The organism is Bartonella rattimassiliensis 15908, assembly GCF_000278215.1.
Taxonomy (GTDB): domain Bacteria; phylum Pseudomonadota; class Alphaproteobacteria; order Rhizobiales; family Rhizobiaceae; genus Bartonella; species Bartonella rattimassiliensis.
The window spans coordinates 581,567-602,333 of sequence record NZ_JH725064.1 but is presented as its reverse complement, the minus strand read 5'-3'; the positions used below and the strand labels follow the sequence as shown (position 1 = coordinate 602,333).

Annotated in this window: 13 protein-coding genes; 8 read left to right on the top strand and 5 right to left on the bottom strand. The window is 37.3% G+C overall.

Features of this window, described 5'->3' with window-relative positions; genetic code table 11:
• Positions 1-114 precede the first annotated feature (114 nt).
• Together argS and MCY_RS02620 are read right to left on the bottom strand one after the other, a co-directional pair.
• Positions 115-1,872, bottom strand: a complete 1,758-nt coding sequence (argS, locus tag MCY_RS02625) for an arginine--tRNA ligase (RefSeq protein ID WP_007346818.1) — start codon at positions 1,870-1,872, stop codon at positions 115-117.
• Between the two features lie 30 nt (positions 1,873-1,902).
• Entirely contained in the window at positions 1,903-3,105 is a 1,203-nt protein-coding gene (locus MCY_RS02620; protein WP_007346817.1) for a deoxyguanosinetriphosphate triphosphohydrolase, read from the bottom strand.
• Between the two features lie 111 nt (positions 3,106-3,216).
• On the opposite strand from MCY_RS02620, the gene MCY_RS02615 reads away from it, so the two are divergent.
• From MCY_RS02615 to glmS, 5 genes are all read left to right on the top strand, one after another.
• On the top strand, positions 3,217-3,540 hold the full coding sequence (locus tag MCY_RS02615; protein ID WP_007346816.1) for a HesB/IscA family protein: 324 nt from the start codon (positions 3,217-3,219) through the stop codon (positions 3,538-3,540).
• Between the two features lie 39 nt (positions 3,541-3,579).
• A complete protein-coding gene (locus MCY_RS02610; protein ID WP_193352230.1) occupies positions 3,580-4,560 on the top strand; it encodes a carboxypeptidase regulatory-like domain-containing protein in 981 nt (326 codons plus the stop codon).
• Positions 4,561-4,606: 46 nt separating this feature from the next.
• Positions 4,607-5,392, top strand: a complete 786-nt coding sequence (locus MCY_RS02605) for a cytochrome c biogenesis CcdA family protein (RefSeq protein WP_007346814.1) — start codon at positions 4,607-4,609, stop codon at positions 5,390-5,392.
• A gap of 14 nt (positions 5,393-5,406) precedes the next feature.
• Complete coding sequence (gene glmU / locus MCY_RS02600) at positions 5,407-6,771, top strand: bifunctional UDP-N-acetylglucosamine diphosphorylase/glucosamine-1-phosphate N-acetyltransferase GlmU (protein ID WP_007346813.1); 1,365 nt, start codon at positions 5,407-5,409, stop codon at positions 6,769-6,771.
• A 172-nt stretch (positions 6,772-6,943) separates the two neighbouring features.
• The gene (gene glmS, locus MCY_RS02595) at positions 6,944-8,767 is read left to right on the top strand and encodes a glutamine--fructose-6-phosphate transaminase (isomerizing) (protein ID WP_007346812.1); all 1,824 of its coding nucleotides are present in this window, start codon (positions 6,944-6,946) and stop codon (positions 8,765-8,767) included.
• Positions 8,768-9,088: 321 nt separating this feature from the next.
• Here the strand turns inward: glmS and recG are convergent, their stop codons facing one another.
• Complete coding sequence (gene recG, locus MCY_RS02590; RefSeq protein ID WP_007346811.1) at positions 9,089-11,197, bottom strand: ATP-dependent DNA helicase RecG; 2,109 nt, start codon at positions 11,195-11,197, stop codon at positions 9,089-9,091.
• 387 nt (positions 11,198-11,584) lie between these two features.
• Between recG and dnaE the strand changes: the two genes are divergently transcribed.
• Positions 11,585-15,070 carry a DNA polymerase III subunit alpha gene (gene dnaE, locus MCY_RS02585; protein ID WP_026088049.1) on the top strand — a complete coding sequence of 1,162 codons (3,486 nt, stop codon included), beginning with the start codon at positions 11,585-11,587 and terminating at the stop codon, positions 15,068-15,070.
• 130 nt (positions 15,071-15,200) lie between these two features.
• Here dnaE and MCY_RS02580 read toward each other — a convergent pair whose 3' ends face one another.
• Together MCY_RS02580 and MCY_RS02575 are read right to left on the bottom strand one after the other, a co-directional pair.
• Positions 15,201-16,448 (bottom strand): FAD-binding protein, encoded by a 1,248-nt coding sequence (locus MCY_RS02580; RefSeq protein ID WP_007346809.1) that lies wholly within the window; start codon positions 16,446-16,448, stop codon positions 15,201-15,203.
• A gap of 49 nt (positions 16,449-16,497) precedes the next feature.
• A complete protein-coding gene (locus MCY_RS02575) occupies positions 16,498-16,743 on the bottom strand; it encodes a zinc-finger domain-containing protein (protein ID WP_007346808.1) in 246 nt (81 codons plus the stop codon).
• A 293-nt stretch (positions 16,744-17,036) separates the two neighbouring features.
• On the opposite strand from MCY_RS02575, the gene MCY_RS02570 reads away from it, so the two are divergent.
• Positions 17,037-19,217 carry an RNA degradosome polyphosphate kinase gene (locus MCY_RS02570; protein ID WP_026088048.1) on the top strand — a complete coding sequence of 727 codons (2,181 nt, stop codon included), beginning with the start codon at positions 17,037-17,039 and terminating at the stop codon, positions 19,215-19,217.
• A gap of 6 nt (positions 19,218-19,223) precedes the next feature.
• Positions 19,224-20,741, top strand: a complete 1,518-nt coding sequence (gene ppx, locus MCY_RS02565) for an exopolyphosphatase (RefSeq protein WP_007346806.1) — start codon at positions 19,224-19,226, stop codon at positions 20,739-20,741.
• The last annotated feature ends 26 nt before the right edge of the window (positions 20,742-20,767 follow it).

The window sequence follows — 20,767 nt, the reverse complement described above, 5'->3', positions numbered from 1 at the left end:
TTTCGTGCAATCAATGGTTAATTTTGATTTGTTATTCAAATTCCCCCTCTCATGCAAAGATACATGAAAAAGTTGATCAATAAAGTATCTATTGTATGTATTTATAGAACTTTTTCAACGCATTTCTATGGGGGCTTCAACTCCTATGATGGTAAGTCCTGATGATAAAATATTGATAACAGCTTGTATCAAGCCCAATCTTGCGAGGGATAATTCTTTATCATCAGGTTGAATAAAGCGTAAATTAAGATCTTCACTTCCTTTATTCCAATGGGTATGAAAGATGGAGGCAAGGTCGTAAAGATAAAATGCTAATCGATGTGGTTCCTTATGAGTTACGGCTTGTTCAATGATACGTGGATATTCAGAAAGTTTGCGTATTAACAATATCTCATTGTCATCTGTTAGTCGATGAAGATGGGCGATCAATGTCTCATTTGAAAAGCTTTCAATATGAAGGGCTTCTTGTGCTTGACGAAAGACTGAGTGACAACGTGCACTTGCATATTGTACGTAAAATATGGGGTTATCTTTTGATTGTTCTGTTACTTTTGCAAAATCAAAATCAAGAGGTGCTTCACACTTACGGTATAGCATCATGAAACGTACTGGATCACGACCAACTTCCTCGACAACATCCCGTAGCGTAACAAATGATCCTGCTCTTTTTGACATGCGTATAGGTTGACCGTTGCGAAAGAGTTTTACCAGTTGACATAAGAAAACACTTAATTTGGCTTTATCACCAGAAATCGCTTTTGCCATTGCCTCTAGCCGCTTTACATAGCCTGCATGGTCTGCTCCTAGAATATAAATCATTTCATCAAAATGACGATTAAATTTATCTCGAAAGTAAGCAACATCAGCTGCAAAATAAGTGTAAGAGCCGTCAGATTTGACCAAAACACGATCTTGGTCATCACCGATATTTGTAGAACGGAATAAAGTTTGTTCGCTTGATTCCCAGTCTTCTATATTTTGTCCCTTGGGAGGGGGGAGTTTGCCTTTGTAGATATAACCATTTAAAGTGAGGTCGTTGATTGTGTGACGAATAGCGCGCGCATTATCTGCATAAAGCATTCGCTCAGAGAAAAAGATATCATGATAAATATTAAGAGTGGCTAAATCTTCACGAATCATGGACATCATTGCATGAATTGCACGTTCTTTCACGATAGATAAGGCTTCATCTTTATCCATTGTAAGTAGTTGGTCATCAAATTCTTGAGCAAGCGATTGACCCAATGGTATCAAATATTCTCCAGGATAAAGTCCTTCTGGAATTTCATTAATTTTTTGTCCAAGAGCCTCACGATAACGCAACAGCACAGAGTGAGCGAGGGCTTCAATTTGTTGACCAGCATCATTGATATAATATTCTTTTGTAATGTTATAGCCAGTAAATTGCAATAAATTGGAAAGAACATCTCCAACAACGGCTCCGCGGCAGTGGCCTACATGCATTGGTCCTGTCGGATTTGCTGAGACATATTCAACATTGATACGTTTGCCTTGTCCCATTGAGAGGCGACCATAAGAAGTGCCTAATTCAAGCATGGATTTTATAGTATCTTGCCAAAATAATTTTGTAAGCTTGATGTTGATAAAACCAGGACCAGCAATATCAATATTTTCGATGGAGAGATCATTTTTAAGGAGTCCTGTGATTTTATCTGCAAGTGCACGCGGATCAAGCCCAATAGATTTTGCAAGCACCATAGCAGCATTGGTTGATAAATGACCATGGGAGGAATCACGTGGAGGATCAACGGTGATTTTTGATAAATCTAAATCCTCTCCATTTTTTCCTTTTATATCAGATAATTCAATTGATCTTTTAATTTGTTTTTCGAAGCTTTTAAAGATATTCATATTTAACTTCCATGATGATACCAAAAACCATTAAACGAAATTATCTGTATGGTCAAATAAACGGTGATATTCACGTAGCGCATAGTGATCGGTCATACCTGAAAGAAAGTCAGCAATTAAACGCGCTAACTCTTGATTTTTTAAGTGCACTGTTTTGCTGTGCCAATTTTCAGGCATTGTATTCGGATTTTCATAATAACAATTGAATAATTTTTGTATAATGCATTTTGCTGCATTGCGGCGATAGAGAACTTGCTCATGGTAATAAAGATTTTTAAATAAAAAGTTTTTTAGTTCTTTTTCGTAAAAGGTCATTGTTGGTGAAAAGGTAACAATGGTTTGTTTTGCTTGGTGAATATCGTTTATGCTTGTTGGTTTGATACGTGCTAAATTTTTTTGTGATTGTTTTATAACATCTTCAACCATGGTTGTTATTTGTCTTCGTACAAGTGTGTAACCGCGGCGCGCTTGGTCAAGGTGGGGATGCTCATCTGTTATATTTTTTAATATTGCAGCTGTTAGTGAAACGTGTTCAAATTGATCGAGTGTTAAAAATTGCGACCGTAAACCATCATCAATATCATGGGCATTGTATGCGATATCATCTGCAATAGCAGCACATTGCGCTTCTAATCCTGCAAAACAATCGAGCGCAAGATCTTGCTTTGCATTGTATTGTAAAATATCGATAGGAATCTCTTTATTCTTTGCGTAAGGGCCTAAAAGAGGACCATTGTGCTTTACAAGGCCTTCAAGAGTTTCCCATGTGAGATTAAGTCCATCAAAATTTGCATAGCGCTGTTCTAGTTTTGTGACGATGCGTAATGCTTGTGCATTATGGTCAAAGCCGCCATAATGTGTCATGGCTTCATTAAGCGCGTCTTCTCCTGCATGGCCAAAGGGCGTGTGTCCAAAGTCGTGAACAAGGGCAATGGCTTCGGCAAGATCTTCATCAAGACATAGGGCACGGGCTAATGTTCGTGCAATTTGAGAAACCTCTATGGAATGGGTTAGGCGGGTACGGTAATGATCGCTTTCATCAGCAATAAATACTTGCGTTTTATGTTTAAGACGTCGAAATGCATTAGAATGGATAATACGATCTCTATCTCTTTGAAAAGGTGAGCGCATGCTGTTCATCGTTTCATGGAATAATCTGCCACGGCTTGTTTGCGGATTTGCACTATAGATCGCGCGAGATTGGTAACTGAAGTTGATATTGCCTATATCCATTGCAAGCTGTCCATTATTCTCTTAAAATCGAGAGCGGTTTATGAAAAATAAACTTCTCTTTATAAGACTGGGATACTCTTTCTTGATGGTTTAATGCAAGGATATATAAAAATGAGTGTAAAAATTTCAGATGTTGCTGCCAAGCAAATTGCACAGATACTTTTGCGTGAATCCGATAAAATAGCATTACGTATTTCTGTTGAAGGTGGTGGATGTTCTGGTTTTTCTTATAAATATGACTTGGTTTCTGAAATGTGTAAAGATGACCTCGTTTTCAAAAAAGATGGGGCAATTGTATTTATTGATTCACTATCGCTCCCTTTCATGAAAGGAGCGGAAATTGATTTTGTTGATGATCTTATGGGGCAGTCTTTTCAAATTCATAATCCCAATGCTGTTTCATCGTGTGGCTGTGGTGTGAGTTTTTCAATTTAGAATGGCGATTTTGTGATATTGTTTTTTGAAAAAAATATCATGTTGGTCAAGAGTATAAAAATGGGTATTCTTATAAAAATAGTGCACCGATGTGGGTGGTTATGCGTGGTGCTTACTTTATTGATTTGGAGCCATTGTGCTTTTTCTGAAGAAGAAGGCTCACAGCAGGACAAATCAAGGAGTTTTATTGTAAAGTCTCAAGAGCAGGAAAAAGAAAATTTAGTATCTCAGACACAGCTCCTTTTAAATGCTCGATTAACAAATAGTCATCAGGATATTGAAAAAGGACTTGTTTGGCGGGTTTATGCTCCTATTCTAGGGATTGATAATAAATTACCATTAGTGGCAACCTATAAGGGGGGAAGTGCACGTTTTGATCTAGAACCAGGAAGTTATCTTGTTCATGTCTCATTTGGTCATATGGGTGCTGTGCATCATATTCGTCTAGAAAATGGCCAGAGTCTTGTGAAAAACTTTAATCTTGAGGCTGGTGGTGTTATTTTAAATGCAACACTGCTCAATGGTATAATTAATGAAAAAGAATTACGTTTCACGATTTATGAGGATGAAAAAGAAAATGATGACACGGGGGTGGTTTTATCAAATGTTAAACCTCAATCAGTTGTTCGTTTAAAAGCTGGCCGCTACCATGTTGATTCCCATTACGGTTCCATTAATGCCACTGTTCGTTCGGATATCCAAGTAGAGGCTGGTAAAATGATGGCAATCACTTTGGAACATCAGGCAGCTCAAATTGTCTTAAAGTTGGTACGACAGGAAGGAGGAGAAGCTCTTGCAGATACAAGCTGGTCTCTTGCCAATGATTCTGGTGATATCGTTTATGAAACAGTTGGTGCTTATGTTTCTCTCGTGTTGGCGGAGGGAGAGTATATTGCAATTGCTAAAAATAAAGATAAAATTTACCAAAAGGTTTTTTCGGTCGTGTCTGGTCATGATGAGGATATAAGTGTGGTGGCAAATGAACAAAATATGCAACAAATTGAGGAAGACATGAATTGATCGTTGTTCCTGGGATTAAACTATGATGAGAGACGGGGTATGAGTTTTGATTGAAATTTCAAAAGTTGGTGTTTTTTTTGCTGGGGGGCTCTCTTTTTTGTCGCCGTGTGTTTTGCCGTTGGTTCCTCCTTATTTGTGCTATATGGCAGGGATTAGTATTGATGATTTTCGTTCAGAAAATCGTGATGAGAAAGTATTTATAAAGTGGGCTTTATTGTCTTCTGTTATTGCTTTCGTTCTTGGATTTACTACTGTTTTTGTGGCCTTAGGTGCTAGTGCAAGTACAATTGGTAAGTTTATTGGCTATTATCGTGATTGGTTTGCCTTTGCTTCTGGAATTATTATTATTATTTTTGGTTTAAATTTTTTGGGACTTTGCAAGATTACTTTTTTATTTCGTGAAGTGCGTTTTCAGACCCATAAAACACCTGCTGGTCCTTTAGGGGCGTATATTATGGGTTTAGCTTTTGCTTTTGGTTGGACACCGTGTATTGGCCCCATTTTAGGGCCTATTATAACACTTGCTGGAACAAAAGAAACTGTGGGCGAAGGAGCTGTTCTATTAGCGGTTTATGCATTAGGTCTTGCTATTCCTTTTGTGTTGGCAGCTTTATTTTCGAGCAGTTTTATGCGGTTTTTGGGAGCTTTTCGTATTCATTTAGGAAAAGTTGAAAAAATTATTGGTATTTTTCTTATTCTTACAGGGATTTTGTTTTTAACAGGCTCTATGCAGGATCTTTCATTTTGGATTTTAGAACATTATCCTTCGTTGAGTTATATTGAAGATATTTGTTGGCAGAATATTATGAATTTTTTTGGATTTTCTCGTTAGTCTTATGTGTTGTTATGGTTAGAAGTTGTCTTTCTATTGTTCTTGCTGCAGGTGAAGGGACGCGCATGAAATCGTCTCTGCCTAAGGTCCTGCATAAAATTGCTGGACTGCCTCTTATATGCCACGTTCTAAAGCAAATAGAATTAGTAGGTTCTTCACAATTAGCCGTCGTTGTGGGGTTTGGTGCTGAAGAGGTTGTACACGTTGTTCAGTCATTTGTAAAAGATGTGATGATTTTTGAACAAAAAGAGCGTTTAGGAACGGCTCATGCTGTTTTATCGGCTCGTTTAGCTTTGCAAAAAGGAGTGGACGATGTTCTCATTATTTTTGGTGATACCCCTCTCATTCAGAAAGAGTCGTTGTATCAAATGCGTGCGCAGCTTGCTGATGGAGCAGATGTTGTTTTTGCAGGCTTTCATACCCAAAATCCAACAGGTTATGGGCGTCTTCTCGAGAAAAATGGTCAATTGATCGCAATTATAGAAGAAAAAGACGCTAGTGATGAGGAAAAAAAGATTTCTTTTTGTAATGGTGGAATACTCGCTATGCATGGAAAATATGCACTTTCTCTTTTAGAGAAGGTTGATAATAACAATATGAAAAAAGAGTATTACTTAACAGATATTGCTTCGCTTGCAACGCATGAAGGATTAGATGTGCGTGTTGTAGAAATTCCTTTTGAAGATATTGTAGGAATTAATAACTGCTTTGAGCTCTCTGTGGCTGATACTTTGTGGCAAAAACGTAAAGCACACGATTTAATGTTATCCGGTGTTACACTTTTCAAACCAGAAACAATCTATTTTTCTTATGATACAGAGATTGAACCAGGTGTGGTGATAGAGCCAAATGTTTATTTTGGCTTAGGCGTAAAAATACAATCTGGTGCTGTTATTCACGCATTTAGTTATCTAGAAGGTGCGGTGGTTGGTATGGATGCACAAATTGGTCCCTATGCACGTTTGCGTCCTAGAACAGAATTGGCGGATTCTGTAAAGATTGGAAATTTTTGTGAAGTCAAACAAGCAAAAGTAGGAAAAGCTTCTAAAATTAATCATTTGAGTTATATCGGTGATGCTGAAATTGGTGCACATACCAATATTGGAGCCGGTACGATTACTTGCAATTATGATGGGTTTAACAAATATAAAACGATGATTGGTGATAATGCTTTTGTTGGATCTAATACAGCTCTCGTTTCTCCATTAGTGATAGGGACTGGTTCTTATGTTGCCTCAGGAAGTGTTATTACAGAAAATATTCCTATGAACAGTATGGCTTTTGGGCGTGCGCGACAAGTTATAAAAGAAGGTTATGCAACAAAATTTCGAGCACGTTTGTTAGAGCACAACTTATCGGAAAATAAACAGAAAAAATGATTATTTTCAGTCTATTCCTTTGTTTAGCGCTGATCTAACAATGTATAGGAGGTTTATTCTTAAAGATTGTTGTCCTTCAGGTTTAAATTATTTTATTATTTACAGTTTTAAATAAAGGCTGTTGAGTGTTTTATAGGATTTAAATCTTAAATGTGGGTTGGAGTTTTTTTAAATGTGTGGGATTATTGGAATTCTTGGAAAGAGATGTGTTGCATCCTCTTTGGTTGAGGGATTAAAACGTCTTGAATATAGAGGGTATGATTCATCTGGGGTGGCAACAGTTCATAATGGACATCTTTATCGTATGCGTGCTGAAGGAAAACTTGTTCATTTAGAAGAAAAATTAAAAAAAACTCCTTTAAAGGGGAATTTAGGGATTGGGCATACCCGTTGGGCTACGCATGGAATTGCTGTTGAACGCAATGCACATCCTCATGTAACTGAAAAGCTTGCAGTTGTTCATAATGGTATTATTGAAAATTTTGTAGAATTGCGAAGGGAGCTCATTGAGGATGGTTATATCTTTGAAACAGAGACCGATACGGAGGTTATTGCGCATTTAATAACACGTGCATTAAAAAGTGGTCTTTCTCCGCAAGATGCCATGCGTACAAGTTGGAAAAGATTGCAGGGGGCTTTTGCTATTGCTCTTATTTTTGAAGGTGAAGATAATCTTATGATTGCGGCTTGTTCTGGGCCGCCACTGGCAATTGGTTACGGAAAAGATGAATTTTTTGTGGGGTCAGATGCCATTGCTTTGGCGCCATTCGTCGATCATGTTAGTTATATGGAAGATGGAGATTGGGCTGTTCTCAAACGTGAAGGTGTCACAATTTACGATGGATACAATCAACCGGTCATGCGTCCCGTGACAACATTACTTGAGGGAGCTTTATTGATTTCTAAAGGTAATCATCGTCATTTTATGCACAAAGAGATGTTTGAACAACCTGAAGTGATTTCTCATAATTTGGCGCATTATCTGGATCTTGGAAATTATGCAGTTCGATCACTTGAGAATTTAATTGATTGGAAAAATATCAATCGGCTTCTTTTTGCGAGTTGTGGAACGGCTTATTATTCAACCTTAGTTGCGCGCTATTGGTTTGAGAAATTTGCTGCTTTAAGTGTTGATAATGATGTTGCTTCCGAGTTTCGTTATCGTGAACCTCCGATAACCTCTGATGTGTTATCGCTGTTTGTTTCTCAATCTGGTGAAACAGCTGATACATTGGCTTCTTTGCGTTATTGTCGTGAGCGAGGTATAAAAACAGCAGCGATTGTGAATGTTGATCAATCAACAATGGCAAGGGAAACTGATTTTATTCTCCCAACACTTGCTGGATTTGAAATTGGTGTTGCTTCAACAAAAGCTTTTACCTGTCAATTGGCAACGCTTGCTTCACTAGCACTTAGCGCTGGTAAACAACGTGGTTATCTCTCAGCTCAAATGGAACAGCAATTGGTTCAACAGTTGGCAGAAGTTCCACGTATTTTAAATGAAGTGCTCAAATTAGAGAGTAAAATTGAATCTGTTTGTCGTGGTTTGGTGAATGCAAAAAGTGTTCTTTATCTGGGACGTGGAACTTCTTATCCGATTGCTTTGGAGGGAGCCCTTAAACTGAAAGAGCTTTCTTATATTCATGCTGAAGGTTATGCAGCAGGTGAATTGAAGCATGGGCCAATTGCGTTGGTGGATGAGACAATACCTATTATTGTTGTGGCTCCTTATGATCGGTGGTTTGAAAAAACTTTTTCTAACATGCAAGAAGTGGTAGCGCGCAATGGTCATATTATTTTGATAACCGATAAAAAAGGCGCAGAAGTAACTTGTTTTAAGACTTTATCAACGATTATTTTGCCAGATGTTCCAGAATTTATTGCTCCTATTATTTATGCTCTCCCCATTCAGTTAATCGCTTATCATACGGCTGTTTTATTAGGAACAGATGTTGATCAACCTCGTAATTTAGCAAAATCAGTTACCGTTGAATAAAAATATATTTTTTATTTCAAATCTTTATGACAAAATAAAAAATATTTTCTTACTTGTCAAAAAATGGATCAGCTATGTGAATATAATGATAAAAAAACGCGATATTGCTTCTGTTGTTTTAGTATAAAAGTAATTGAGTTTTTTAATGCAAAATTAAATAGAGATTGAGAGAAAAAAGACAGCTGTTGGTTTATTATTCTTTCATGAAACATAACGATGATGCAGGGAATATGTTAGATCATTTATGGGTAATTGCAAGAAAGAAAATCATATTTGAATAGAAGAGTGTTTTTATTCTTTATAAAAAGTTCTTTTCTATTGTTATCCTGCTCGTAAGAGGCGTATAGCATTGTCGTGTCTGAAAAGATAAAGGAGCAACTGTAAAGCTTGTCCTTGCTGAGAAGAAAGATGAGGATCGTGTTGTAAAAATAAACGGGCATCTTTTCTTGCCATTGATAAAAGATCACTGTGAACGGCAAGGTTTGCTATATGAAACTCAGGTACACCAGATTGTTTTGTTCCTAGAAGTTCTCCTTCGCCTCGCAGGCGCCAATCTTCTTCAGCGATTGCAAAACCATCTTCTGTATTGCGTATAATATTAAGGCGTGCTGCTGCTGTTTTTGTTATTGGATCTTTGTAAAGCAGGATGCAGGAAGATTTTTTATTGCCTCGTCCTACACGTCCACGTAATTGGTGCAGTTGTGAAAGGCCAAAATGTTCCGCATGTTCAATAATAATAATCGAAGCATCCGTAATATCTACTCCGACTTCAATGACTGTGGTTGCAACTAAAATACGTGTATTTCCGCATTTAAAAGATGCCATAGCGGCTTCTTTTTCTGTTGTAGGCATTTTCCCGTGGATCATACCGACGCATGCTCCAAAGCGCTCATGGAGAAATGCAAAGCGATTTTCAATGGAAGTGAGATCAAGAGTTGTCGATTCTTCCACTAAAGGACAAATCCAATAGAGCTTTTCCCCTTTTTCTAATGCAATTGCAATTCGCTCTATAAGTTCATGAATACGTTTCAAAGAAAGTGTTGCTGTTGTAATGGGTTGTCGTCCAATTGGTTTTTCTGTAATTTTAGATATATCCATATCACCAAATGCTGTTAAGACAAGTGTGCGAGGAATGGGCGTGGCGGTCATGACCAACATATCAGGTTTATTGCCTTTTTCTGTAAGAGCAATTCGTTGATGTACGCCAAAACGGTGTTGTTCATCGATAATGGTTAAAGCGAGATTGTTATAAATAACGCTATTTTGTATGAGAGCATGGGTTCCGATGATAATAGAAACTTGACCTGATGAAATATCATTCAAGATATTTGTACGCAATTTTCCTTTTTCTCGTCCTGTTAGAAGCGTTGTTTGTAATCCGATTTTTTCGGCGAGAGGGGTAATGGTAGCAAAATGTTGCCGTGCAAGCACTTCAGTTGGTGTCATCAAAGCTGATTGTCCTGAATTTTCAGCAATTTGTGCCATTGCCATCAATGCAACGACAGTTTTTCCTGCGCCTACATCACCTTGAAGCAGTCTTAGCATTGGTTCCGGTGAAGCAAGATCATTCGCGATATCTTCTACTGCTTTTGCTTGTCCAGTTGTGAGTTGAAAGGGGAGGATATTGAGCAATTTTTTAGTATAAATTCCTGTTGATGGCCGAGAAGTGCCAACAAGAGATTTTGTTTTTAAACGCACGAGACCTAGCGCCAATTGACAAGCGAGCAATTCATCATAGGCAAGACGTTTACGTGCTGCACTTTCTAAGGATAGATCACCAGGATTAATAGGTGCATGGATACGGTGTAAAGCAACAGAAAAAGAAGAAAAATTTTGCTGCTTTTTTACATTTTCATCTATCCATTCTGGTAGAAGAGGAATAAAATCGAGAGCGTTTTGTATGGCGCGCCTTAGTATTTTTGCAGCTAATCCTGCGGTAGATGGATAAATAGGTTCGATGAGAGGTATCTGATTTAGTTGTTCGCTTGAGATGATATGGTCGGGATGCGCCATTGAAAGTTGTCCATTAAACCATTCAACTTTTCCTGATACAATGACCTTTTTTCCTTCAGGAAGTTGTTTCTTTAACCAAAGAGGTTGAGCATGAAAAAAGACTAAATTTATTTTTCCTGTTTGATCATGGGCAATAACGCGATAGGGGATTCGATTATGACCACGGGGTGGTGGTTGGTGTTGGTCGATGACAATTTCGAGCGTAACAGTATTTCCTTCTTTTGCACAGGCAATACTAGGACGCATTCTGCGGTCTATAACGGAATGGGGCATTAATTGCAGAAGATCAAAGAGGGTTGCTTCACGGTGTGTAGGATTAACATTTAAGAGTTTGGTCAGTAAGCCGTAGACTTTAGGTGTAACACCAGAAAGAGTTCGAATAGAATTAAAAAGAGGAATAAGAAGACTTGGAAGCATGATGAAATTTAACCTGCTCTTTTTGTTTTTTCTAGATCTTTAAAAGAGCTTTTTGGGGATAAAGTCATTAAAAAGGGAGGTATTTACACATTGAGTTTAAGGAAGGGAAATTAACTTTTAAAAGGGGAATACAACGAAAATAAAAGAGTGCAAAAATTACAGTACCTCTATATGAAATATATTTTTCTTATTTTTATTTTAGGTTTTTATTTGCTGTTAATAGAAGCATTTTCTTGATAGAACTCTCTTATAAACATCAATAAAATCGGAGCGTTTCTCTTATGTAGAATGAAAAATTTATAATTTTAAAATTATAATAAACTGAAGTTTTTTTATTTTATAAAGGGTGCTGTTTGGCATTTATTTTGTAGTGGGAAATCTATGAGAGTGGTAAAAGATAAAAATAAAATGCAAAATAAAAATTCTCTTCCTCGCTTTATTCATTTGAGAGTACATTCAGCTTATTCCTTGCTCGAAGGGGCTTTAAAAATTCCCCAAATTATTCAACAGGCAATTTCAGATCATGCACCAGCAGTTGCTATTACTGATACCAATAATTTATTTGGTGCTTTGGAATTTTCGCAGCATTGTCTTTCTCATGGGGTCCAACCTATTATTGGGTGTCAGCTTACTGTTGATTTTTATGATGAAAATGATCATTCGCGTTTGGTGAAATGGCGTAATCCTTCTGATTTCTGCTCTATCGTTCTGTTGGCTGCTAGCGAAACTGGTTATACTCATTTGGTTCGTCTTGTTAGCCGTGCTTATCTTGATAAATGTGATACTGATCCTCCTCATATTAAAGCTGATTGGTTGTCGGCGCATAGTGAAGGAATAATCGCTTTAACGGGAGGTAAGGGAGGACCTATTAATCTTTCTTTGGCAGAAGAGAAAAAAGAAAATGCTGTTGAGCGCTTAATCTATTTGAAAAAAGCTTTTGCTGATCGTCTTTATGTGGAATTACAACGGTATAGTTCTTATGATCGGAGAGTTGAAGCTGATCTTATTGAATTGGCTTATGCGTATGAAATTCCTCTTGTTGCAACAAATGAAGCCTTTTTTCTGAAGAGAGAAGGGTATGAAGCGCATGATGCGCTGATGGCTGTTTCAGAAGGACAAATCGTCTCTAATCCAGATCGTAAACGTGTGACACCAGATCATTATTTGAAGTCACAGGATGAAATGGTTGCAATGTTTTCTGATCTTCCAGAAGCTTTAGAAAATAGTGTTGAAATTGCTTTGCGTTGTCATGTTGCCACGCCCGTTCGACAACCAATATTGCCTCGCTTTATAGAACAATCTACTGATTCAAAAACTACTTTAGAAATAGAAGATAGTGAATTGTTAAATCAGGCTAAAAATGGTTTAAAAATGCGGTTTGAAACAATCGGATTGGCTGAAGGATATACGATTGAAGATTATGAGCAGCGGCTTGACTATGAAGTTTCAGTTATTACGCGTATGCAGTTTTCTGGCTACTTTCTTATCGTTTCAGATTTCATAAAATGGGCAAAGATTCATGATATTCCTGTTGGACCAGGGCGTGGTTCTGGCGCAGGATCACTTGTTGCTTATGCATTGACAATTACCGATGTCGATCCATTGCGTTTTTCTCTTCTTTTTGAACGTTTTCTCAATCCAGATCGTGTTTCAATGCCAGATTTTGATATCGATTTTTGTCAAGAAAGACGCGAAGAAGTTATTCAATATGTTCAAAAAAAATATGGGCGTGATCAAGTTGCTCAAATTATTACCTTTGGTAAGTTACAGGCACGTGCAGTTTTGCGTGATGTAGGGCGTGTTTTAGAAGTTCCTTATCGTCAGGTGGATTATCTGACAAAATTAGTTCCTGCCACGCCTGGAAGTCAGGTAGAGTTGGCTGATGCTATTAAGGATGAACCTAAATTTGAGGAGGAAAAGAAAAAAGATTCCGTCGTTGGACGCGTATTAGATATAGCACTTCAGTTGGAGGGGCTTTATCGTCATGCTTCAACTCATGCTGCTGGGATTGTTATTGGAGACCGACCGCTTTGGAATCTTGTGCCGATGTATCGTGATCCTCGTTCTGATATGCCTGTTACACAATTTAACATGAAATATGTTGAACAAGCCGGGTTGGTAAAATTTGATTTTCTTGGGTTAAAAACACTTACTGTGTTGAAGATGGCAGTCGATTTTGTTGCTAGAAAAGGGATCAAAATAGATTTGTCAAATATTCCTTTGAATGATGAAATAACCTACGATATGATGGCACGTGGTGAGACGGTTGGCGTGTTTCAGGTGGAAAGTTCTGGTATGCGCAAGGCGTTGATTGGAATGAAGCCAGATCGTATTGAAGATATTATTGCGCTGGTTGCGCTTTATCGTCCTGGCCCAATGGAGAATATTCCAACCTATAATGCACGAAAACATGGGGAAGAAGAGGTTGCTTCTATTCATCCGAAAATAGATCATCTGATTAAAGAAACACAAGGTGTTATTGTGTATCAAGAACAGGTGATGCAGATTGCTCAGGTGCTTGCTGGATATTCGCTTGGGGAAGCTGATTTATTACGTCGGGCTATGGGAAAAAAAATTCATGCAGAAATGCAAAAACAACGTATACGTTTTGTCAATGGAGCTGTTGCTGGAGGTGTGGATAAAGATCAAGCAGATATTATCTTTGATCTTTTAGCAAAATTTGCTGATTACGGTTTTAATAAATCACATGCTGCTGCTTATGCAATCGTTTCTTATCAAACAGCTTATATGAAAGCAAACTATCCCGTTGAGTTTTTAGCTGCTTCAATGACGTATGATATGACGAATACGGATAAGCTCAATGATTTTCGGTGTGAAGCATTAAGGCTGGGCATTGAAGTTATTGCACCTTCTATACAAACCTCTCATCGTGTTTTTGAGGTTGGTGATAACTGTATTTATTATTCTCTTGCTGCCATTAAAGGTGTAGGAGAATCGGTTGTCGATCACATCGTCTCTTGTCGTGGAAATAAGACTTTTAAAGATTTAGAAGACTTTTGTACGCGTGTTGATCTCCGTATCGTTAATAAGCGTGCGATGGAAAGTTTAATTTGTGCTGGCGCTTTTGATTGTTTTAACATTGCACGTGAGGTTTTACTAGAGAATCTTGGAACCATTCATGCGCGGGCACTTCGTATTCTCGATGACAATTCTAGCGGGCAGAGTGATATATTTGGAATGGTAGGTGGCTTAAAAGAGCCTTTGATCTTATCGCAAACATCTCCTTGGTTGCCGGCTGAGAAACTTTATAGAGAATTTCAAACTATAGGTTTTTACTTTTCAGCTCATCCATTGGATGAATATCAAGCTATTCTTACTAAAAAACGTGTTCAAACTTGGAGTAATTTTGCCAATGCCGTTAAAGGAGGCGCAACGGCTGCACGGCTTGCAGGAACTGTTGTGGCAAAAAACGTGCGTAAAACAAAATCTGGTAAAAAAATGGGAATTATTCATTTTTCTGATACAAGTGGACAATATGAGGCCGTTCTCTTTTCTGAGGTACTCTCGGATTATGAGGAGATGCTAGAACCTGGGAAATCTTTTATTATTACTGTGAGTGCAGAAAATCGCTCTGAAGGAGTTAGTTTGCGAATTGAGGCAGTTCAATCTTTGGAAAAGGAAGCATTACAGCAGCATAAAATGATGCGCCTTTTTATAAAAACAGTTGATATGCTTCCACAAATTGAGCAAAATTTAAATCTTGGGGGAAATGGAGAGGTTGGCCTTATTTTAATTCAAGAGAACGGCTTGCGAGAAGTCGAAATTGCACTTCCTAAGCGATATAAGGTAAATTCACATGTCGCAAATGCTATGAAATTAATTCAGGGCGTTGTTGATGTAGAATTAAGTTAAAGGAAGATTAAAAGTATTGATTATTTTGGATGAAATTTCTTCTTTTATTTTAGTAAGTTGTTATGATATTTTAATGTCATAAATTCAAAAAAGCTCTTTTCTGTTTCATGTTAAAAGCACTAAAAGAATTTTATAAGTTTTTATCATTATTTTTTATGGAATTCATAGCATCATACATATAAAGCCAATTGAGATTTGATATAATGCTCTCTGATGTGCGAATTTTCATCATGAGATTACGTGCAATTGCTATGGGACCCGTTGCATGATAGATTAGTCTGTTGAAATCTCCACGTTTTTTTATTGCTTCAATACGAGGGGTGCGTGTTTTTTCATAAAGCAAAAGGGCTTTCGTTAATGAAATATTTTTCAATGAAAGTGCTTCTGCTAATGTGGCGGCATCTTCGATGGCCATAGCAGCACCTTGTGCTGCAAAAGGTAAAGTTGCATGTGCACAATCACCAACGAAGACTTGTCTCTCCAAGCCTAAAAAACGATTTTGTTTCATTTGAAAGAGTGGCCAATATCTCCATTCATCAATATGATCAAAGATTTGTAAGATTTTTGAATTCCAAGTTTTAAAAAGAGATTTAAGTTTTTCTTTATCTCCTTTATGGGCCCATTCTTCTTTGGAATTTTCTCCGTGCGTAATAGCGACAAAATTTACAATTTTTTCTGATGATTGAATAGGATAGACAACAAGATGATTTTTGGGTCCCATCCAAGCCGTAATTGTTTTCATATTTTGCAACGAAGAACGAAAACTTTGAGGAAGGCTATCAAACGCTGTTGTTGCACGCCAAGCAATAAAACCACTAAAATTTGCTTTTTCATGAAAAGGAGATTGTTTCCGTAATGTTGACCAAACCCCATCACATCCGATCAGGAGGGGCGTTGAATAAAGTTGTTTGGTTGCTGTATCTGTTTTTATTGTTGTTATTTCAATTTTGGTGGCAGATTGGGTAGAAGATATAATCGTTTCGCCTGCTTTGTATTTGATTAAAGGATTTTCAATCACTGCATCATATAAAATTTTTTGTAAAGCCGCACGGTGAATCGTTATATAAGGTTTTTTCCAATATTTTTCTGTTAGATTGACAAGATGAACACGTAGTCGTATTTTTAAAGATATTCCATCTTTTAACTCAAGAAAATGTGGGATTGTACCAACTTCAGTGAGTTTATTGAGAATTTTCCAGTGTGCGAGAATAGATGTCGCATTTGGAGTCAGTTGAATACCAGCACCGATCGTTTCAGGTTGTTTACACTTTTCGATAATGGTGCTTGCAATTCCTTTATGAGCGAGCGCTAAAGCGGTACTTAAACCAGCAATTCCCCCTCCAACAATAATGGGTGATTGTCCCACAAATGATTTCATATTAAACCAGTAGAACTAAAAGAGTGGTAGAAGATCTTAGAACATATTCTCATAGTTTATCTGAATGATATAAACATCCTGTTGGGTTTGTTTGATCGTATGATAGTGAGGAAACATAACGATAAAGAGTTGAGCAATAAGGGCAAATTTTCTCATCAGCTGCTCCCATGTCGAGAAAGATATGAGGATGATCGAACGGTTGTGTTGCTCCTACACACATAAACTCTTTCACACCAATTTCGATTGTTTTGTATCCACGATCATTTTGAAAATGGGGAATATTGTGATCGGCCATAGTTTACAAACTCCAGAATATATTGTCTCATCAGCTATGATTGGATTTTTCTATTTTATAAGAATGAGTTTGTAATAAAGCTTATAATAATGCAAGATGCTTTTAAAGACACACCGCTCTTTTTTTATGCTATACGGAATAATTATTATGTTTTTAGCCCTTAGCACATGGAACTTGTTTTAAGTATTTTTAAATATTAAATGGAGACATATTATAAAAATATTATAAAATATGATGTGAGATATTGCTTCATAATAATTTTAGAAAAAATAAAAGAAAATTAGTTAAAATATATGGAAAAGAGGGTGGCCGATAAAATTTCTATATCAGATATAACAATGGAAAATCCGGTACGATTTATTAATCGAGAGTTTTCATGGTTACAATTTAATAATCGTGTTTTGATGGAAGCGGTTAATTCGAAACATCCTTTATTGGAACGTCTACAATTTATTTCAATTTCAGCAACAAATCTTGATGAGTTTGTTATGGTTCGTGTTGCAGGGCTTGCGGCTCAAGTTCGTGCTCATATTACAGCGTGCAGTGCAGATGGGCACACTCCACAGGAGCAACTTGATATTGTGCTTGCTGAGATTTCACAGTTGCAGGCTGATCAATTACGGAAATTGAATATTTTACGGGATGAATTAAAAAAGAATGATATTGAAATTATTTGTTCTGATGATCTTTCAGAAACCGAAAAATCATGGCTTGAAAAATATTTTCATAATAAAATCCTTCCTATTCTAAAACCTTTATCTGTTGATTCTATTCATTCTTTTCCATTTATTCCTAATTTAGGTCTTTCTCTTGCGCTTCAATTGTCTGGAGAGACGGAGCAACATTCACGCACAGTGTTGTTGCCTATTTCAATGCTTTTGAGGCGTTTTATTCTTCTTCCTCAAAAGGGTAATTGTTTTCGTTTTATTGCATCTGAAGATGTTATTTGCCTTTTTATTAAACAAGTATTTCCTAATTATGAGGTTGGTGAAATTGGTGCATTTAGAGTGATCCGAGATAGTGACATTGAAGTGGAAGAAGAAGCTGAGGATCTTGTTCATTTTTTTGAAAATGCTCTTAAAAGGCGGCGGCGTGGGCAAGTTATTCGAGTTGAATTTGATACAAAAATGCCAGAAAATTTACGCCAATTTATAGCGAATTGTCTTGCGGTTCCTGATAATTGCATTAGTGTTCTTGATGGATTTTTGGCGCTTAATATGGTATCAGAGATCATTTCTATTCCCCGTGATGATCTCAAATTTATTCCTTATATTCCTCGTGTTCCGGAATGTATTCGTGAACATAATGGAGATTGTTTTGCGGCTATTCGTGAAAATGATATCGTGATTCATCATCCTTATGAGACATTTGATGTTGTTATCCAATTTTTACGTCAAGCTGCTTGCGATCCTGATGTAGTAGAAATCAGACAAACTCTCTATCGTACATCAAATGATAGCCCAATTGTGAGTGCTTTGATTGAAGCAGCTGAACAGGGAAAATCTGTGACTGCTTTGGTAGAACTTAAGGCACGTTTTGATGAGGAGGCAAATATTCGCTGGGCACAGGATCTTGAACGTGCTGGGGTTCAAGTCATTTTTGGTTTTATTGCATTAAAAACACATGCTAAAATGTCACTTGTTGTGAGACGTGAGGAAAAACGTCTTTGCTCTTATGTTCATCTGGGAACAGGAAATTATCATCCCGTTAACGCTAAAACTTATACTGATCTTTCTTTTTTCTCCACGGATGATGATATCGCTCATGATGTTGTATTATTGTTCAATTATATTATGCGATATGAGCGTCCAAATAAAACAATGAAGATTGCTTTTTCGCCCTTAACATTGCGTGGTCGTATTTTGCAGCATATTGAAGGAGAAATTGCTCATGCACAACAGGGAAAGTTTGCCGCTATTTGGATGAAAGTTAATGCATTGGTTGATCCTGAAATTATTGATGCTTTATATCGCGCCAGTCAAGAAGGGGTGCAAATTGATTTGGTTGTGCGGGGGATATGCTGTTTACGTCCTCATATTCCAGGAATTTCGGATAATATTCGTGTAAAATCAATCGTAGGACGTTTTCTTGAACATAGTCGCATTTTTTGTTTTGGAAATGGTCAAGATTTGCCCAATGAAAATGCACTTGTTTATTTAGGCTCTGCTGATATGATGCCTCGTAATCTAGACTATCGTATTGAAATATTGGTTCCAGTTTTTAATAAAATGGTGCGTCAGCAGATTCTTTCACAAATTATGTTGGCTAATATCATTGATAATCAACAAAGCTTTGATATACTCAAAGACGGAACATCAAAACGCATCACACCGCAAGAAGGTGAAAGTCTGTTTAATGCGCAGGAGTATTTTATGGCCAATACAAGTTTTGCGGGGAAAAATGATTCTTTTGAATCTTCTATTTCGCGCTTAGTCGCGTTGCATCGGCAACAAGCTGCAATACATAAAGACTGAAATCCAATGACATATAGAGATGCTCAAGGTCGGCTAAAAGGACGTAAGCCTGTTGCTGTTATTGACATTGGATCAAATTCTGTTCGGTTGGTTATTTATGAGGGGCTGGTTCGCTCTCCAACGGTTTTATTTAATGAAAAGATTCTTTGTGGTCTTGGTCATGGTGTGGCAAAAACAGGATTTTTAGAAGAAAAATCAATGAAAATGGCGTTGCAAACACTGAAGCGTTTTCGTACGCTTTGTCGACAGATCGGGGCAGATGAGGTCTATACTTTAGCAACGGCGGCAGCACGAGATGCAAAAAATGGCATAGTATTTATTCAACATGCTGAAAATATTTTGCAAAATAAAATATATCTTCTTTCAGGAAGTGAAGAAGCTATGTATTCAGCATATGGAATTGTTTCTACTTTTTATCAACCAAAAGGCATTTCTGGAGATCTTGGTGGTGGAAGTCTTGAACTAATTGATATTGATCATTCTGATGTCGGTGAAGGAATAACACTTCCATTAGGTAGCCTACGGTTACAGTATATATCAAATAATGATAGTGCTGTAGCCAAAGAAATTGTGTATGAGCAATTTTGTAAATCTTCTGTTACATGTACACGTAAAGGTATGGTGCGTTATTTTTATGCCGTAGGGGGAACATGGCGTAATTTGGCAAAACTCCATATGGCAATGAAACATTATCGGCTCCCTGTTATGCATGGCTATGAAGTTGAAGCTGCTGAAATGGAGAACTTTTTACGTCTTGTAGCAAATGGCAATATTGATAATATGAAAGGGATTGCAGCAGTTTCACAGAATCGTCGGAAGCTTTTATCGTATGGCGCGATAGTTCTTATTGAACTCATTCAATGTATGAAATTTGAAAAGATAATTTTTTCTGGTGCTGGGGTTCGTGAAGGTTTTCTTTATTCACGATTGCCGCGGGAGATTCGACTTTCAGATCCTCTCATTGCGGCATGCACAGAAATGGCTATTTTACGGGCACGTTCACCAAAACAAGCAGAAGAACTTATTGATTTTACGACGAATGCCTTTGAAGTTTTTGGAATTTCAGAAACTGAAAATGAATACCGTTATCGGCAAGCTGCTTGTCTTCTTGCTGATATTGGTTGGCGTATACATCCAGATTATCGAGGCAATGAAGCGGCAAATCAGATAGCATTAGGATCTTATCCAGGAATTTCTCATGAAGGGCGTCTTTATGCGGCACTTGCCGTTTTTTTTCGCAATACGAGTTTACTGGTTGATAAGGAATCTCTTCCCATTTTTCAGTTAGCAACGCAAAATATAATTGAGAAAGCACGTATTTTGGGTGAAACGATGCGTATTGCTCATCTTTTTAGTGCTTCTGTTGGAGGGATTTTACCTCATTTATCGTGGTATAAAGAAGCAGATCGTATTACCCTGCAGATCCCAAAGAATTATGCTGGATTATTGGGAGAACGCCCTCTGGGACGATTAAAGAAGTTATCAAAAATAATAAAACGACCTCTCGCTTTTGAAATTTTTTGATTTTTCTCCCTAATTTATTCGCGTTT

Bases quoted from the DNA above. Each gene is read 5' to 3' on its own strand.
- argS (WP_007346818.1), bottom strand. From the start codon at position 1,872: ATGAATATCTTTAAAAGCTTCGAAAAACAAATTAAAAGATCAATTGAA.
- MCY_RS02620 (WP_007346817.1), bottom strand. From the start codon at position 3,105: ATGGATATAGGCAATATCAACTTCAGTTACCAATCTCGCGCGATCTAT.
- MCY_RS02615 (WP_007346816.1), top strand. From the start codon at position 3,217: ATGAGTGTAAAAATTTCAGATGTTGCTGCCAAGCAAATTGCACAGATA.
- MCY_RS02610 (WP_193352230.1), top strand. From the start codon at position 3,580: ATGTTGGTCAAGAGTATAAAAATGGGTATTCTTATAAAAATAGTGCAC.
- glmU (WP_007346813.1), top strand. From the start codon at position 5,407: ATGGTTAGAAGTTGTCTTTCTATTGTTCTTGCTGCAGGTGAAGGGACG.
- glmS (WP_007346812.1), top strand. From the start codon at position 6,944: ATGTGTGGGATTATTGGAATTCTTGGAAAGAGATGTGTTGCATCCTCT.
- recG (WP_007346811.1), bottom strand. From the start codon at position 11,197: ATGCTTCCAAGTCTTCTTATTCCTCTTTTTAATTCTATTCGAACTCTT.
- MCY_RS02580 (WP_007346809.1), bottom strand. From the start codon at position 16,448: ATGAAATCATTTGTGGGACAATCACCCATTATTGTTGGAGGGGGAATT.
- MCY_RS02575 (WP_007346808.1), bottom strand. From the start codon at position 16,743: ATGGCCGATCACAATATTCCCCATTTTCAAAATGATCGTGGATACAAA.
- MCY_RS02570 (WP_026088048.1), top strand. From the start codon at position 17,037: ATGGAAAAGAGGGTGGCCGATAAAATTTCTATATCAGATATAACAATG.
- ppx (WP_007346806.1), top strand. From the start codon at position 19,224: ATGACATATAGAGATGCTCAAGGTCGGCTAAAAGGACGTAAGCCTGTT.